This is a genomic window from Kitasatospora phosalacinea (genome assembly GCF_030268885.1).
GTDB classification, from domain to species: domain Bacteria; phylum Actinomycetota; class Actinomycetes; order Streptomycetales; family Streptomycetaceae; genus Kitasatospora; species Kitasatospora phosalacinea_C.
On record NZ_BSSA01000002.1, the window covers coordinates 231,908 to 247,840 of the forward strand.

At 72.1% G+C, this 15,933-nt stretch carries 15 protein-coding genes and 2 tRNA genes; 2 read left to right on the forward strand and 15 right to left on the reverse strand.

All coding sequences use genetic code 11. The features are described 5' to 3' along the window. Position 1 precedes the first annotated feature (1 nt). The 4 genes from QSK52_RS04655 to QSK52_RS04670 form a co-directional block, all read right to left on the reverse strand. Entirely contained in the window at positions 2-946 is a 945-nt protein-coding gene (locus QSK52_RS04655) for a class E sortase (RefSeq protein ID WP_285733859.1), read from the reverse strand. Between the two features lie 3 nt (positions 947-949). Beyond that, positions 950-1,612, reverse strand: coding sequence for an aminodeoxychorismate/anthranilate synthase component II (locus tag QSK52_RS04660; RefSeq protein WP_285733861.1), 663 nt, complete (start codon positions 1,610-1,612; stop codon positions 950-952). Positions 1,613-1,671: 59 nt separating this feature from the next. Next, on the reverse strand, positions 1,672-1,842 hold the full coding sequence (locus QSK52_RS04665; RefSeq protein ID WP_033254177.1) for a hypothetical protein: 171 nt from the start codon (positions 1,840-1,842) through the stop codon (positions 1,672-1,674). Positions 1,843-1,993: 151 nt separating this feature from the next. Next, positions 1,994-2,764, reverse strand: coding sequence for a DUF881 domain-containing protein (locus QSK52_RS04670; protein WP_285733863.1), 771 nt, complete (start codon positions 2,762-2,764; stop codon positions 1,994-1,996). Between the two features lie 154 nt (positions 2,765-2,918). On the opposite strand from QSK52_RS04670, the gene crgA reads away from it, so the two are divergent. Next, positions 2,919-3,173 (forward strand): cell division protein CrgA, encoded by a 255-nt coding sequence (crgA, locus tag QSK52_RS04675; RefSeq protein ID WP_285733865.1) that lies wholly within the window; start codon positions 2,919-2,921, stop codon positions 3,171-3,173. Positions 3,174-3,429: 256 nt separating this feature from the next. On the opposite strand, the gene QSK52_RS04680 is transcribed toward crgA, so the two are convergent. Together QSK52_RS04680 and QSK52_RS04685 are read right to left on the reverse strand one after the other, a co-directional pair. Beyond that, complete coding sequence (locus QSK52_RS04680) at positions 3,430-4,377, reverse strand: rhomboid family intramembrane serine protease (RefSeq protein ID WP_285733867.1); 948 nt, start codon at positions 4,375-4,377, stop codon at positions 3,430-3,432. 123 nt (positions 4,378-4,500) lie between these two features. Continuing rightward, positions 4,501-5,028 (reverse strand): peptidylprolyl isomerase, encoded by a 528-nt coding sequence (locus QSK52_RS04685; protein ID WP_285733869.1) that lies wholly within the window; start codon positions 5,026-5,028, stop codon positions 4,501-4,503. Positions 5,029-5,198: 170 nt separating this feature from the next. Here QSK52_RS04685 and QSK52_RS04690 point away from each other — a divergent pair, with 170 nt between their 5' ends. After that, the gene (locus QSK52_RS04690) at positions 5,199-6,098 is read left to right on the forward strand and encodes a DUF5324 family protein (RefSeq protein WP_285733871.1); all 900 of its coding nucleotides are present in this window, start codon (positions 5,199-5,201) and stop codon (positions 6,096-6,098) included. A 282-nt stretch (positions 6,099-6,380) separates the two neighbouring features. On the opposite strand, the gene QSK52_RS04695 is transcribed toward QSK52_RS04690, so the two are convergent. From QSK52_RS04695 to gyrB, 9 genes are all read right to left on the reverse strand, one after another. Then, positions 6,381-6,453: transfer RNA gene (locus tag QSK52_RS04695), tRNA-Ala, on the reverse strand. 110 nt (positions 6,454-6,563) lie between these two features. After that, positions 6,564-6,692 carry a DLW-39 family protein gene (locus tag QSK52_RS04700; protein ID WP_014137031.1) on the reverse strand — a complete coding sequence of 43 codons (129 nt, stop codon included), beginning with the start codon at positions 6,690-6,692 and terminating at the stop codon, positions 6,564-6,566. A 100-nt stretch (positions 6,693-6,792) separates the two neighbouring features. Next, a complete protein-coding gene (locus QSK52_RS04705) occupies positions 6,793-7,182 on the reverse strand; it encodes a DUF6191 domain-containing protein (protein WP_352230268.1) in 390 nt (129 codons plus the stop codon). Positions 7,183-7,258: 76 nt separating this feature from the next. Then, complete coding sequence (locus QSK52_RS04710; protein ID WP_285734452.1) at positions 7,259-8,281, reverse strand: hypothetical protein; 1,023 nt, start codon at positions 8,279-8,281, stop codon at positions 7,259-7,261. A 293-nt stretch (positions 8,282-8,574) separates the two neighbouring features. Further along, a tRNA-Ile gene (locus QSK52_RS04715) sits at positions 8,575-8,648 on the reverse strand. Between the two features lie 16 nt (positions 8,649-8,664). Then, positions 8,665-10,059 carry an SAM-dependent methyltransferase gene (locus QSK52_RS04720; RefSeq protein ID WP_285733873.1) on the reverse strand — a complete coding sequence of 465 codons (1,395 nt, stop codon included), beginning with the start codon at positions 10,057-10,059 and terminating at the stop codon, positions 8,665-8,667. Between the two features lie 232 nt (positions 10,060-10,291). After that, positions 10,292-10,936: a DUF3566 domain-containing protein gene (locus QSK52_RS04725; RefSeq protein WP_285733875.1), complete on the reverse strand. Its 645-nt coding sequence runs from the start codon at positions 10,934-10,936 to the stop codon at positions 10,292-10,294. Positions 10,937-11,086: 150 nt separating this feature from the next. Next, positions 11,087-13,687 carry a DNA gyrase subunit A gene (gene gyrA, locus QSK52_RS04730; protein ID WP_435053155.1) on the reverse strand — a complete coding sequence of 867 codons (2,601 nt, stop codon included), beginning with the start codon at positions 13,685-13,687 and terminating at the stop codon, positions 11,087-11,089. 37 nt (positions 13,688-13,724) lie between these two features. Then, positions 13,725-15,716, reverse strand: coding sequence for a DNA topoisomerase (ATP-hydrolyzing) subunit B (gene gyrB, locus QSK52_RS04735; RefSeq protein WP_285733876.1), 1,992 nt, complete (start codon positions 15,714-15,716; stop codon positions 13,725-13,727). Positions 15,717-15,933 lie beyond the last annotated feature (217 nt).

Genomic DNA, 15,933 nt, shown 5'->3' on the forward strand with positions numbered 1-15,933 from the left:
CTCAGTGGTGCCCGGTCAGCGCCTCCGGCTGCCCCTGGCTCCTCGGCCGTTCCTCGACCATCTTGCCAAAGACGATCAGCCTTCCCCGGGCACTGAACTCCGGCGTGCATGTCGTCATGGTCAGGTAGCGGCCCGGCGCGGTGAACGGCGAGCCCTTCGGGACCTTCTGCAGCACCGTCACGTTGCTCGGCGGGGTCTCCGGGATGCCGCCCGCCACCTCGTACGTGTAGTAGGAGGTCGCGGTCTCCACCACGACCTTGTCGCCCGGCACCAGCTGGCCGATCTTCCGGAACGGCTGCCCGTGCGTGGTGCGGTGCGCGGCGACCGCGAAGTTGCCGTCCGGGTCGGACGGCATCGCGGTGCCCGTGTAGTGGCCCACCAGGCCGTGGTCGAGCACCTTCTGCTTGTCGGTGCCCTCGGCGACCGGGTAGTCCAGGCCCAGCTTCGGGATGTGGATGATGGCGAAGCCCTGCCCGGGCTCGAACGTGCCCGGCGGGGCCGGGGTCGCCCCGCCGGACGGCGCGACGGGCTGCTGCGCCCACTGCTGCTCCAGCTTGTCGCTGGCGGCGCCCGCGTCCCGGTCGGCCATCACGTTGGTCCACCACAGCTGGTACGAGACGAACAGCAGCATCACCGCGCCGAGGGTGATGAACAGCTCCCCCAGCAGCCGGGCCAGCACCACCCGCTTGCGCTCCTTGGGGCGCGGCGGCCGCGGCCCGGTGCGCTTGCCGGTGGCCCGGCGGCGGCCGGTGCCCGCGCCCCGGCGGCGGTCCGCCCGGCCGCCCGCCGGGCGCGCCCCGGGCACCGACCCGGGTGCCGCTCCGGCGCCCGCGGTGTCGGACAGCCGCAGCTTCAGGGTCTGCTCGGCCGGGGCCTCGTAGACGCCCCACTCCTCCGGCTCCCCCAGCTCCTCCGGGACGCCCCCCTCCGGGCGCACGGCGGTCACCCGTCAGCTCCGGCCGATGACCGGGGCGAGGCCGGCCGAGCGGCCCACCGCCTCCGGGAAGCCGCACTCGGCGAGCCAGTTGGCCAGCATCCGGTGACCGCCCTCGGTGAGCACCGACTCCGGGTGGAACTGGACGCCCTCGATGAGGAGTTCGCGGTGCCGCAGCCCCATGATCACGCCGCTGTCGGTGCGCGAGGTCACCACCAGCTCGGCGGGCACGGTGTCCGGGTCGACCGCCAGCGAGTGGTAGCGGGTCGCGGTCAGCGGCGAGGGCAGGCCCGCGAACACGCCGCCGTCCTCGTGCAGCACCGGCGAGGTCTTGCCGTGCAGCAGCTCGGGCGCCCGCCCGACCACCGCGCCGTGCGCCACCGCGATCGACTGCAGCCCCAGGCACACCCCGAACAGCGGCAGCCCGGTCCGCGCGCAGTGGTGCACCATCTCCACGCACACCCCCGCCTCCTCGGGCGTGCCGGGCCCGGGCGAGAGCAGCACCCCGTCGTAGCCCTCCTCGCCCGCCCGCGGCCGGGCGTCGGCCACGGTCAGCTCGTCGTTGCGGACCACCTCGCAGACCGCACCCAGCTGGTACAGGTACTGGACGATGTTGAAGACGAAGCTGTCGTAGTTGTCGACCACGAGGATCCGGGGCGCTCTGCCGACGGAGGTCATCGCTACTCCTGGGGGTACGGGTGCGTCGGGGGACGGACTGGCTCGCAACGGCGCCGGGATCAGCCGCCGTTGCCCTGGTCCACCGTCACGTTCCCGAAGGGGAGCAGCGGCTCGGCCCACGGGAAGACGTACTGGAACAGGACGTAGACCACCCCGAGGACGAGCAGCAGGGCGATCAACGCGCGCACCGGCGCGGGGCCCGGGAGATGCCGCCAGATCCAGCCGTACATGGTGCTCCTCGGTGTTGCGGGTCTGCACAAGCGTAGACGCCCGACCACCCGGCCCAGGAGGGTATCCGGGCAACCGGGCCGCCCGCGGTGCGGGCGGCCCGGCGGCGGGCGGACCGGCGGCGGGCGGACCGCCGACGGACGGCGGGAGGGCTCAGGGCGCGGAGGCGGCCCGCAGGTCGGCGGAGCCGGTGTAGCCGGGCAGGGTCAGCTCACCGCTCTCCTGGACCTTCCAGCCCAGCCCGTACGCGGCCACGTAGCCCAGGTAGTTGCGGATCGTCGGGTCGGCGTCCACCGCGGAGCGCAGCGCCTCGGTCCGGCCGACCGCGCGGATCACGTACGGCGGCGAGTAGACCCGGCCCTGCAGCAGCAGCGTGTTGCCGACGCAGCGCACCGCGCTGGTGGAGATCAGCCGCTGGTCCATCACCTGGATCCCCTCGGCGCCGCCCCGCCACAGGGCGTTCACCACAGCCTGGATGTCCTGCTGGTGGATCACCAGGTCGTTGACGTCGGGCTCGGGGACGCCGGGGATCCGGGCGGTGGCGTTCGGCGGGGCGTCGTCCAGGGTCACGGTCAGCCCCGGCCCGCGCAGCGCGTCCAGCCCGGCGGCCTGCTGCAGCTCGGCCAGCTTCGCGGCGTCGTCCGGGCTCTGCCCCTGCTGCCGGGCCAGCCGGTCGGCCCGGTCCTGGTCCGCGGAGACCTGCTCGGAGAGCTGCTGGTTCTGGGTGGAGCGCTGCTGTATGACGTCGCTGAGCTTGAGCAGCGAGTTGTCGGTGCGCAGGTCGGTGCCGTGGGCGGTCTGCGCGCTGACGTAGAAGAGCAGCCCGGCGAGGGCGAAGACGGTGCAGGTCAGGGCACGTCCGACAATTCGCCCGCGACGGGGGCGCGGAGTCGGGGACGGCGAAGAAATCGTGGAATCAGGCACCGTACCCTTATCTCCTTACGACCCGGCGAGCCACTACGCTAACGGACGCCGGTGGCATGTGCGGACGACCAACCGTACGGACCGGCCCGCCATTTGCCGCCCGCCCACGCTGACCCACCCGCGCGGTCACAGCGCATCGACAGGAGAACCCCTCGTGCCGAAGTCTCGACTCCGCAAGAAGGCCGACTACACGCCGCCCCCGAGCACCGCGACGGCCGTGAAGATCAGTTCCGGCCGGAGCTGGGTGGCACCACTGATGCTGGTGTTCTTCCTGGTCGGCCTGGTCTGGATCGTCACCTACTACGTGACCAGTGGCGACTGGCCGGTCGGCAGCTGGGGCAACTGGAACATCCTGGTCGGCTTCGGCTTCATCGCGGCGGGCTTCGGCGTCTCCACGCAGTGGAAGTGACACCGGCCCCGCCCGCCCGGCGGACCGGCTGACCGCAGCACCCGCGCGACACCCGCACCGCTCCGGACACCCGCTCCGGGGCGGTGCGCGGGCTGCCCGGGCGCGGGCCGTGACGGAGCGTCCGAACGTTTATCCACAGGGTTGTCCACACTGGGGAAAACTCCGCCCGGCCTGTGGATAACTCGCAACGCAGCAGCATAACGCGCGTAGAGCCGAGAAATCCAATCGACGGGCGCGCCCCGGCTGTGGACAAACCTCAGCCGGGCAGCCGCGCCGTGCCGACCAGCAGCATCAGCAGGACCACCGCCACTCCCCCGGCCACCGCCAGCCCCTGCACCAGGTTCCGGCGCTCCCGCGGGGCGTAGAACATGCCGATGGCGACGGCCGCGCCCATCACCAGGCCGCCGACGTGCGCACGCCAGTCGATGTTGATCGTGTTGGATCCGGCCGGACCGTTCCCGTGCAACGCGAAGCTCAGCACCAGGTTGACCACCAGCAGCGCGATCACCGGCTGCATCGGCGTCCTGGTCGCCTTGAACAGCACCGCGGTGGCGCCCAGCAGGCCGAAGATCGCACCGGAGGCGCCGACCGTGAACATCTCCCCGCCGACCAGCAGGTAGGCGAACGCGTTGCCCGCCAGCCCGGACAGCAGGTAGAGGGCCAGGAACCGGAGGCGGCCGAGCACCCGTTCCAACTGCGGTCCGAGCACCCAGAGCGAGAACATGTTCGTCGCGATGTGCAGCAGCCCGGCGTGCACGAACATCGCGGTGACCAGCCGGTACCACTCCGTCGGCCCCTGGGCCACGCCACCCCGCCCCGGCAGGTTCGGCGCCGACGCCCAGCTGACCATCCCCAGCCGAAGCTGCCACTCAGGTGCCAGGTACTGGGTGAGCAGGAACACCGCCAGGTTGATCCCGATCAGCACCTTGGTGACCAGCGCCCCGTCGCCGAGCGCCAGCAGCGCCCCGGCCGAGGTCCTGGGCCGCTGCCGGGCCCGCTCCTCGCGGGCGGCGGTGCCGTGCACGCAGTCCGGGCACTGGAAGCCCACGGCGGCGGGCACCATGCACTCCGGGCAGACCGGGCGCCCGCACCTGGTGCAGCCCACCCCGGTCTCCCGCTCGGGGTGGCGGTAGCAGCCGGGCAGCCCGCTCCCCGCGCCCCGTCCGTCCGCCGGCGTCGGCCGCCCGGGCTCCTCCGGATGCATCGCCGCTGTTCCTCCCTCAACGAAGACGGTCCCGGCGCCGCCACCGCCGAGAACGGGGCACCGCCGGGACCGCCCAGGCTACTGCGCGCCGCCCGCGCGGGGCGGCCGGGCGCGACGTCCGCGTCAGCCGCGCGAGATGACGACCTGCTGGATCACCACGTCCTGGACCGGGCGGTCGTACGGCTTGGTGGTGGGGGTGGTGGCGATCGCGTCCACGACCTTCTGGCTGTCCGCGTCCACGACCTCGCCGAAGATGGTGTGCTTGCGGGTCAGCCAGGTGGTCGGGGCGACCGTGATGAAGAACTGCGAACCGTTGGTGCCCGGGCCCGCGTTGGCCATCGCCAGCAGGTACGGCTTGGTGAAGGCGAGGTCCGGGTGGAACTCGTCGGCGAACTTGTAGCCCGGGCCGCCGGTGCCGTTGCCCAGCGGGTCGCCGCCCTGGATCATGAAGCCCTCGATGACCCGGTGGAAGACCGTGCCGTCGTACAGCGGCTTGGCGGCCAGCTCGCCGGTCTCCGGGTTCTTCCACTCGCGGGTGCCCTCGGCCAGCTCGACGAAGTTGGCCACGGTCTTCGGAGCGTGGTTCGGGAAGAGCCGGACCACGATGTCACCGTGGTTGGTCTTCAGGGTGGCGGTGAGTTCCTCGGCCACGACAGCACCTTCCTCAAAATCTTCCATACGACTATCCGAGGAATCATCCCACGCGGCTCGCGGACGGCTCAGCCGAAGGTGCCCGGCGGCCGGACGGGATGCATGATCTCCTATCAGGTGGAAAGGTGCAGACCGGACAACGCCGGACACCCGCCGAGAAGGAGAAGCCCGTGAGCCGTACGGACACCGCGCGCGAGACCGCCGGACGGGCGAAGGACGCCGTCGCGCCCTACGCCGCCTCCGCCAAGGAGACCGCCCTGCACTACGCGGAGGAGGCCAAGCAGGTGCTCGGCCCCAAGCTGGAAGCGCTCGCCCCGAAGGCCGCGGCCGCCGGGGCGCAGGCCAAGGCCGGGGCGGGCCACGCCGCGGCCGTCGCCCGGGTGCAGTACGTCAAGCACCTCGCCCCGCACCTGGAGCACGCCTTCACCAGCCTCCCCCCGGAGACCCAGAAGGCCGCGCTCCGCGCCGTCCACCGGGCCCAGGAGGCGGCGCTCGCCGCCAAGCTGTCGGCCGGGCAGGCCGCCGGACACGCCAAGGCCACCGTGGCGCCCAAGGTCGTCGAGACCTTCCAGGCCGCCAAGGACAGCGTCACCCCGATCGCCCAGGAGGCGCAGACCCGCGGCGCCGCGGCGGTCACCGCGCTGCACGGCAACGTCAGCGCCGCCGAGATCAGCGCGCTGGCCGCGAAGAACGCCAAGAAGCAGCACCGCAACGGGTGGGCCACCGGGCTCGCGGTGGCCGGGACGCTGGCCATCGGCACCGGCGTGCTGGCCTGGCAGTGGTACCGCAAGCAGAACAACCCCGAGTGGCTGACCGAGCCCCCGGCTCCGGTCACCCCGCCGAACGGCACCCCGGCCGGGGCCCCGTCCACCGTCGCCGCCCCCTCCACCGCGACCTCCGAGCCCTCCGCGGCCGCGCCCGGCACCGCCGCGGGCCGCCCGGTCGGCGGCGCCGTGCTCAACGGCTCCGTCCCGCACGAGGAGCCCGGCCCGGCCGACGGGCCGAAGTCCGAGGCCAAGCCCGCCGACGACGACCGCCCCAAGCCGCACGACCCGCGCAAGCCGCACTGAGCGCGTCCCCGGACCCGCGCGAACACCCCAGCGGTCCCCGCCCCCGGGCCTCCCCCGGCGGCGGGGACCGTTCCGCGTCCGGCCCCGCTCAGCGGCGGACCGGCACGTCCCGCACGGCAGCCTCCGCTACCCGCACCCGGCCTCGCCGAGGACGACGGCTGGAACACCTCAAGCGGCTCGGCAGTCGGCTCGGCGGAACCGTGCGACCCCGGCACGGACCGGCCCCGGACACGCGAACGGCCCCCGACCTGGGGAACCAGGTCGGGGGCCGTTCGGCGACTGTGGAGCCTAGGGGAGTCGAACCCCTGACATCTGCCATGCAAAGACAGCGCTCTACCAACTGAGCTAAGGCCCCGAGCAACGGGGGATAGCCTACCCGCTCCCGGGCGGCCGCCCACGCGGGTTTCGGACCGGCCGCGGCCCGTGCTCCGCGGGCCGGCCCGGGAAGACTTCGTCAGTCGGCGCTCAGCGGCCGGCGGGGACCGGGTCGGTGGCCTCGGTCCACAGGTCCTGCTCGGCGCGGTCCGCCTGGACCTGACGGTAGACAAAGAAGCCGCCGAGGGCGACCAGGGCGACCAGGAGGAGCTTCTTCACCGCGGGACCTCGTCCTTCTTGCTTGCTTGGATGGGGGAGCACGAACCAGCGGTCAGGGTGCAGACCGCCCTGGGGCCGATGATACACACCGGTAACCGGTTCAAGAGCGGCCCCCGCCACCGCCAACCGACCGATCCGCCACCGGCTTTGACACCCCACCATCAGTGCGATCTTCGGACCGCGGACCCGCGGCCCGGATCACCGCCACCCCGCCGTCCAGGTCGACCGTCGAGCGCGGCGGGGCGCCCTCGCCCTCCTCGTCCCGGAGCATCAGGGTGGTCTTCCGCTGCTCCAGTTCGGCCTGCTTCCCGGCCGCGAACTGGGCGTGCAGCTGCTCGAACCCGGTCGCCGAGACCTGCCCCTCCCGCCCCGACCCGCGCCAGGGCACCCAGCGACTGCGGCTGGCCCGCAGCGCGACCTGGTCCACGAACGCCAGCACCACCAGCGCGCAGACCAGGCCCGGCAGGCTCATCGCCCAGAACACTCCCATGCCCGCGACAACGCGCCCGGGCGCGCCGCCGTTCCCGCCCGACGACACGCCCGCGCGCACGACCGACCGCTACCGGCTACCCCCGGCGCCGCCGCAGCCGGGCCAGGTCGCGCCGGATCGCCCGGACGTCCTCGACCAGGCCGTCCAACCGGGCGTCCACGACGTCGATCCGCACCTCCTGCCGGGCGATCCGCTCACCGATCGCGGTGATCACCACCCCCTGGGCCTCCAGCCGCCGCTCGACCGCCCCCACCGACACCACCAGGCCCCCGACCACCGTCGGCAGGTCCTCCAGCGTGAACGCGTACTCCGGCCCCTCCGCGTACGGCGGGACCACCGGCTCGTCCTCCTCCGGCAGGTACGCCCCGAACGGCTCCAGCCCGTCGATCCGCCGCCGCCAGGCCGCCACCGACGGGTCCCGCCGGCCCGCCTCGTGCTCGTCCCACCGCAGCTCGCTCCACCGCCGCCACGGCCGCGCCCGGAACGCGTGCACCACCGGCGGCTCCACCACCGGCCGCACCGCCGCCTCCACCGCGTCCAGCAGCCGGGCGCGCACCCGCCGGGCCACCTCGCTGTCGCGCAGCAGCATCGCGACGTTCAGCACGGCCCGCCGCGAGTAGAGCGCCACGCCGTTGCCGCCGCCCTGCGGACGGTCGTAGGGGTTTTCCACAGGCGGGACGGGGCCGGAGGGGGTTCCGTCACCTCCTCCGGCACCGCTGACCTGCCAGACCTTCGTTTTGAAGGTCTGGTTCTCGGGGTTATCCACAGGGTGCACCGGTCGCTCGGCCCGGTCGGACCGCCGGTCACCCCCCTGCAGGTCGCTGACCTGCCAGCCATTCGTTTTGAATGTCTGGTTCTCGGGGTTATCCACAGGCCTGAGGACGGTGAACCCGTTGCTCTCCAGCTCCTGCCGGTGGCGGCGGAGCAGGCTGTAGATCGCGGGCTCGTGGACCTCGAAGTAGTCCGCCACCATCCGCGTGGTGACGTACAGCCCGTCGGGGAGCAGGACGAGGGCCTTGACCTCGTCGAGGACTTCGGTGCGCTCGCACAGGCCGCTTCGGAGCGTCCTGGATTCGAGCAGCGCGGCTTCCATGGACATGGGAGGTGCCTCACAGGGTGAACGAAGACATGACGTGGGAACCGCCCTGTCGCCCGGGGCGGGCGGGGCCGGGTCATCCGCCGGCCGGAGCAGAGGTCGCGCTACGTCCCACGTCACCCAATGGCCGGTTCTGTCGCCCGGCTATCCCCGACTTCACATCAGTTTCGAGTCAGCTCACCCTGTGTTGCCTCTGCGCACCGGGCCCAACGAGCGGGCGGGGCACGGGTTACGGGCGGAACGGGGGCAACACGTCGAAGGCCCCGATCACCAGGTGATCGGGGCCTTCGCGCCGGTGGGCCTAACAGGACTTGAACCTGTGGCCTCTTCCTTATCAGGGAAGCGCTCTAACCGTCTGAGCTATAGGCCCTTGCCGCACTGAAAGATTAGCGGACCGACGGCCGATCTCCCAAATCCGTATCCCGGGCCCCCTCCGAACGGCCCTGCTCGCGGTGCTGCTCAGCGGCCCCGGCGGCCCCGGCGAGCCACTGCGGGCGGGTCGGCGGGAGGCCGGAGGCGCCCGCGGGGGTGGGGCGGACGGCGAGGACCTGGTTGATGCCGATGTGGTTCTGCTCGAAGGAGACGGCGGAGGCGGCCATGTAGAGGCGCCAGACCCGGGCCCGGTTCCGGCCGACCAGGGCGACGGCCTCGGGCCAGTGCGCCTCCAGGTTGGCGACCCACTCGCGCAGGGTGCGGCCGTAGTGCTCGCGCAGGGCCTCGACGTCGCGGACCTCGAAGCCCGCCTCCTCCAGCCGGGAGACCGTGGTGCCGACGGGGGAGAGCTCGCCGTCGGGGAAGACGTACCGGTCGATGAAGGGGGAGAGCCGGTACTCCTCGCCGGGGGGCAGCGGACGGCGGGCGATCTGGTGGTTGAGCAGGCGGCCGCCGGGGGCGAGCAGCTCGTACAGGTGGCGGGCGTAGACCAGGTACTGGGCGGAGCCGACGTGCTCGGCCATGCCGACGCTGGAGACGGCGTCGAAGGGGCCGTCGGGGATCTCGCGGTAGTCCTGGAGCCGGATCTCGATCCGGTCGGCGAGGCCCGCCTCGGCGACCCGCTGCCGGGCCAGGGCGACCTGCTCGGTGGAGATGGAGACGCCGACCGCGCGGACGCCGTAGTGGCGGGCGGCGTGCAGGACCAGGGAGCCCCAGCCGCAGCCGACGTCCAGCAGGCGCATGCCGGGGCGCAGGCCGAGCTTGCGGCAGATCAGGTCGAGCTTGGCGGCCTGGGCGTCCTCCAGGCTCTTGGCGGCAGGCTCCCAGTAGGCGCAGGAGTAGACCAGGCTGGGGCCCAGGACGAGCCGGTAGAAGTCGTTGCCGACGTCGTAGTGGTGGCTGATCGCGGCGCGGTCGCGGCGGCGGCTGTGGGCCCGGCCGCGGCGGTGGCGGACCTCCTCGGGCGGGGGAGCGGGGTTCGGGCCGACGGCGCCCAGCCGCAGGGCGGTGGTGAGCAGGCGGCGGCCGGGGGCGCCCAGGAGGTCGCGGGGGCCGATCCGCGGCCGGGGGACGGCCGGGTCCTCGGCGAAGGCGGTGACGGCGGCCAGCACCTCGTACAGGTCGGTGTCGGGGGCGAGTTCGAGGTCGCCGGAGACGTAGGCGCGGGCCAGGCCGAGCTCGCCGGGGGCCCAGAGCAGGCGGCGCAGCGCGCGGCGGTTGCGCAGGACGACGGTGGGGGCGCCGGCCGGGCCGGCCTGGGAGCCGTCCCAGGCGCGCACCCGCAGGGGGACCGGGCGTCCGAGCAGTTCCTCCACCGCGCCGACCAGTTGCTGTGCGTGCTGCCCCATGACGGACCTTCCGACCAGTCGTACCCGTCGGGTCGCCCGGTGACCGCCGGAAGCGGCCGGGCGGCCCGCTGGACCGTTCCCGTTCTTCCATCTGTGCACGGCGGGCCGCGGCGCAAACCCCGGCGCGCCGGGTGGTCACCCGATTGCCCCGGGGACGGCGAAGGGCCCCGGAGGCGTCAACGGCCTCCGGGGCCCCGGGAATTCCGCCGGACCGACCCGGGTCGGCGCGGGGTCAGTCCTCTTCGGCGAGGGTCAGCTCGATGCCGCCGGTGAAGCCCGCCGCGGAGTTGTAGATGAAGGCGGCGAGGGTGGCCAGGGCGGTCATCAGGACGATGTCGACCAGGGCGATCAGGGTGGTGAAGAGCATCACCTTGCCGAACCCGATGTAGCTCATCAGGTCGAAGGCGCCGGAGCTGTCGCTGCCGCTGCCGGTGACGTCCTTCAGGGTGCCGTTCAGCGAGGAGAAGACACCGAGGCCGTCGAGGGTCATCCAGAGCACCGCGGCGGCCACGATGATGATCACGCCGAGGGCCAGCGAGAGCAGGAAGCTGACCTTCATCACCGACCACGGGTCGGCCTTGGTGACCCGCAGCCGGGCCTTGCGGGTGCGGCCGGTGCCGCCGCCGGAGGGCGGCGGGCCGGGACGGCGGGGCTGGCCGCCGGGGCCGCCGGGAGCCCCCGGGGCGCCGGGGACGCGGGTGCCGCGCGGCGGGGTGGGCTGGCCCTTGGCGTACGTGGTGGGCTGGGAGAAGCCGCCCGCGGGCGGGGCGCTCGGCGGGGGCGGCGGGGTCTGACCCCCGTAGGGCTGCTGGGCGGTTCCGCCCGGCCCGCCCGCCAGGCCGCCCGTGGCACCTCCAGCACCCGTGGCTCCGCTCACCGTGGTCCTCCCGAACCGTCCGCCAGGACGGTGGCACACCGTCCTGGTCCGTTTTGTGCTCCTGTGCCGCGTGCCCCGGTGGCCCGCGGTTCAACCCGTGGTGCCCGCTCCGCCGGGGGCGGGGCGGGCACCACGGTGCGCGTCCGGGCGTCAGCCCTGTTCGGGCGTGCCGTCCGCGTCCTGCTCTGCGGGGGTTGCGGACCCCGTCTCGTCGACGGCGTCGTCCGCGCCCTCCTCCTCGTCGGCCTCCGCGTTGCGGGCCATGCCCACCACCGCGTCGCGCTTCCCGAGGTTGATCAGTTGGACGCCCATGGTGTCACGTCCGGTTTCACGCACTTCGGAAACCCTGGTCCGGATCACGCCGCCGGACAGCGTGATGGCCATGATCTCGTCGCTCTCCTCGACCACCAGGGCGCCGACCAGCGAGCCCCGGCCCTCGACGATCTTCGCCGCCTTGATACCGAAACCACCGCGCCCCTGGACACGGTACTCGTCAACCGAGGTCCGCTTGGCGTACCCGCCGTCGGTGGCGGTGAAGACGTAGGTGCCGGGCCGCACCACGTTCATCGAGAGCAGTTCGTCGTCCTCCCGGAAGGCCATGCCCTTCACCCCGGAGGTGGCCCGGCTCATCGGGCGCAGCGCCTCGTCGGTGGCCTTGAAGCGGATCGACTGGGCCTTCTTGGAGATCAGCAGCAGGTCGTCGTCGGCGGAGACCAGCTCGGCGCCGATCAGCTCGTCGTCCCGGCCCTCCTCGTCCTGGCGGAGGTTGATCGCGATCAGGCCGCCGGAGCGCGGGGAGTCGTAGTCCTTGAGCAGGGACTTCTTGACCAGGCCGCCGCGGGTGGCGAGGACCAGGTACGGCTTGTCCTCGTAGGTGCGCACGGCCATCACCTGGGTGATGTGCTCCTCCGGCTGGAAGGCCAGCAGGTTGGCCACGTGCTGGCCGCGGGCGTCGCGGCCCGCGTCGGGGAGCTCGTAGCCCTTGGCGCGGTAGACCCGGCCCTTGTTGGTGAAGAACAGGATCCAGTTGTGGGTGGTGGTCACGAAGAAGTGGTCGACGATGTCGTCCTGCTTCAGCTGCGCGCCGCGCACGCCCTTGCCGCCGCGCTTCTGCGAGCGGTAGAGGTCGGAGCGGGTGCGCTTGACGTAGCCGCCGCGGGTGATGGTGACCACGATGTCCTCCTCGGCGATGAGGTCCTCGATGGAGAGGTCGCCGTCGGAGGGGATCAGGGTGGAGCGCCGCTCGTCGCCGTACTTCTCGACGATCGCGGTGAGCTCCTCGGAGACGATCTCGCGCTGCCGGGCGGGCGAGGCGAGGATCGCGTTGTACTCGTTGATCTTGGCCTGGAGCTCGTCGTGCTCGCTGAGGATGCGGGCGCTCTCCAGGGCGGCCAGGCGGCGCAGCTGCATCTCGAGGATCGCGTTGGCCTGCAGCTCGTCGATGGCGAGCAGCTGCATCAGGCCGGTGCGGGCGGCGTCGGCGCTCTCCGAGGCGCGGATCAGGGCGATCACGGCGTCGATCTGGTCGAGCGCCTTGAGCAGGGCGCGCAGGATGTGCGCACGCTCCTCGGCCTTGCGCAGCCGGAAGGTGGTCCGGCGGACGATGACCTCGATCTGGTGGGCGACCCAGTGCCGGATGAAGGCGTCCAGCGAGAGGGTGCGCGGCACGCCGTCGACCAGGGCCAGCATGTTGGCGCCGAAGTTGGTCTGCAGGTCGGTGTGCTTGTACAGGTTGTTGAGCACGACCTTGGCGACCGCGTCCCGCTTGAGCACGATGACCAGGCGCTGGCCGGTGCGCGAGGAGGACTCGTCGCGGACGTCGGCGATGCCGGCGATCCGGCCGTCCTTGACCAGGTCGGCGATCTTGAGGGCGAGGTTGTCCGGGTTGACCTGGTAGGGCAGCTCGGTGATCACCAGGCACTGGCGGCCCTGGATCTCCTCGACCTCGACCACGGCGCGCATGGTGATCGAGCCGCGGCCGGTGCGGTAGGCGTCCTCGATGCCGCGGCGGCCGACGATCAGCGCGCCGGTCGGGAAGTCGGGGGCCTTGATCCGCTCGATCAGGGCCTCCAGCAGCTCCTCGTTGGAGGCCTCGGGGTGCTCCAGCGCCCAGAGCGCGCCGGAGGCGACCTCGCGCAGGTTGTGCGGCGGGATGTTGGTGGCCATGCCGACCGCGATGCCGGTGGCGCCGTTGATCAGCAGGTTGGGGATGCGCGAGGGAAGGACGGTCGGCTCCTGCTGCCGGCCGTCGTAGTTGGCGGCGAAGTCGACGGTCTCCTCGTCGATGTCGCGCATCATCTCCATCGCCAGCGGCATCATCTTGCACTCGGTGTAGCGCATCGCCGCCGCCGGGTCGTTGCCCGGGGAGCCGAAGTTGCCGTTGCCGTCGACCAGCGGCATCCGCATCGACCAGGGCTGGGCGAGGCGGACCAGGGTGTCGTAGATGGAGGTGTCGCCGTGCGGGTGGTAGTTGCCCATCACGTCGCCGACCACGCGGGCGCACTTGTAGTAGCCCTTCTCGGGCCGGTAGCCGCCGTCGTACATCGCGTAGAGCACGCGCCGGTGCACCGGCTTGAGGCCGTCGCGGACCTCCGGCAGGGCGCGCGAGACGATGACGCTCATCGCGTAGTCGAGGTAGGAGCGCTGCATCTCGGTCTCGAGCTCGATGAGCTCGACCCGGTGGCCGCTCTGGGCGGGGATGGTGCTGTCCTCGGGCTGCTCGCCGCCGTCCGGACGGTTGTCGTCGACCACTGGTGGTCAGTTTCCTTTCAACGATCCTGGGCGGACGTCAGACGTCCAGGAAGCGGACGTCCTTGGCGTTGCGCTGGATGAAGGAGCGGCGGGCCTCGACGTCCTCGCCCATCAGGACGGAGAACAGGTCGTCGGCGCGGGCGGCGTCCTCCAGGGTGACCTGGAGCAGCAGCCGGTGCGCGGCGTCCATGGTGGTGACGCGCAGCTCCTCGGCGTTCATCTCGCCGAGGCCCTTGAAGCGCTGGATCGCGTCGTCCTTCGGGAGCCGTCGGCCGGCCTCGACGCCGGCCGCGATCAGCGCGTCGCGCTCGCGGTCGGAGTAGGCGTACTCGAACTCGTCCCGGCCCCACTTGATCTTGTACAGCGGAGGCATCGCCAGGTAGACGTAGCCGGCCTCGACCAGCGGGCGCATGAAGCGGAACAGCAGGGTCAGCAGCAGCGTCCGGATGTGTTGTCCGTCGACGTCGGCGTCGGCCATCAGCACGATCTTGTGGTACCGCAGCTTCTCCGCGTCGTAGTCCTCCTGGATGCCGCAGCCGAAGGCCGAGATCAGCGCCTGGACCTCGGTGTTCTGCAGCACCTTGTCGATCCGGGCCTTCTCGACGTTCAGGATCTTGCCGCGGATCGGGAGGATCGCCTGGGTGCGCGGGTCGCGGCCCTGCTTGGCGGAGCCGCCGGCCGAGTCGCCCTCGACGATGAAGATCTCGCACTCGGACGGGTCCTTGGACTGGCAGTCCGAGAGCTTGCCGGGCAGCGAGGCCGACTCCAGCAGGCCCTTGCGCCGGGTCAGGTCGCGGGCCTTGCGGGCGGCGACCCGGGCGCTGGCGGCCTGGATGGACTTGCGGACGATGTCCGCGGCCTCATTGGGGTTGCGGTCCAGCCAGTCGGCCAGGTGCTCGTTGACCACCTTCTGCACGAAGGTCTTGGCCTCGGTGTTGCCGAGCTTGTCCTTGGTCTGGCCCTCGAACTGCGGCTCGCCGAGCTTGACCGAGATGATCGCGGTCAGACCCTCGCGGATGTCCTCGCCGGAGAGGTTGTCGTCCTTCTCGCGGAGCAGCTTCTTGTCGCGCGCGTAGCGGTTCATCAGACCGGTGAGCGCGGCCCGGAAGCCCTCCTCGTGGGTGCCGCCGCCGTGGGTGTGGATGGTGTTGGCGAAGGAGTACACGCCCTCGGTGTAGGACGAGTTCCACTGCATGGCGATCTCGACCGAGATCGTCTTGTCCTTGTCCTCGGCCTCGAAGTCGATCACCGAGGGGTGGACCACCTCGCCCTTGCGGGAGTTGAGGTGAGCCACGAAGTCCGCGATGCCGCCGTCGTACCGGTAGGTGACGGAGAGCGGCTTGCCCTCCTCGTCCAGGTGCTCGGGGCGCTCGTCGGTCAGCGCGATGGTCAGGCCCTTGTTGAGGAAGGCCATCTCCTGGAAGCGCCGGGAGAGCGTCTCGAAGGAGTAGACGGTGGTCTCGAAGATGTCCGGGTCGGCCCAGAAGGTGACCGTGGTGCCGGTCTCCTCGGTCTCCTCGTGCCGCGCCAGCGGGGCGGTCGGGGCACCGGACTTGTACTCCTGCGTCCAGCGGGCGCCGTCGGTGCGGATGTCCACCGCGAGGCGGGTGGAGAGCGCGTTCACCACCGAGATGCCGACGCCGTGCAGACCGCCGGAGACCGCGTAGCCGCCGCCGCCGAACTTGCCGCCCGCGTGCAGGACGGTCAGCACGACCTCGACGGCGGGCTTGTCCTGGCCCGGCATGATGCCGACCGGGATGCCTCGGCCGTTGTCCACCACCCGCACGCCGCCGTCGGCCAGGATCGTGACGCCGATGGTGTCGGCGTGCCCCGCCAGCGCCTCGTCGACCGAGTTGTCGACGATCTCGTAGACGAGGTGGTGCAGGCCGCGCTCACCGGTCGAGCCGATGTACATGCCCGGGCGCTTGCGGACGGCGTCGAGGCCCTCCAGCACCTGGATCGCGCTGGCGTCGTAGGCCTTCTGGTCGGACGGGTCTGGGGTCTGGCTGGGGTTGCCGGAATCGGCCACGAAGCGCCCTCTCTGGCACAGCGCGGGCCGCGCCCCCGTCCGGCTGTCCGGGCAGGTGTGCGACCACGGCGTTTCGACTCTGTTGCTCCACGCAACGTTGTTTGCTCTTCAGTCTACCGGTACGACCGACAGAGAGGGGCGTTTGGCAGCCTCTGAGGGCAGATGTGCCGCCCTGAATCCCCTCGGGACGTGTCCCGATACTCGCCAGGGGGGCTCA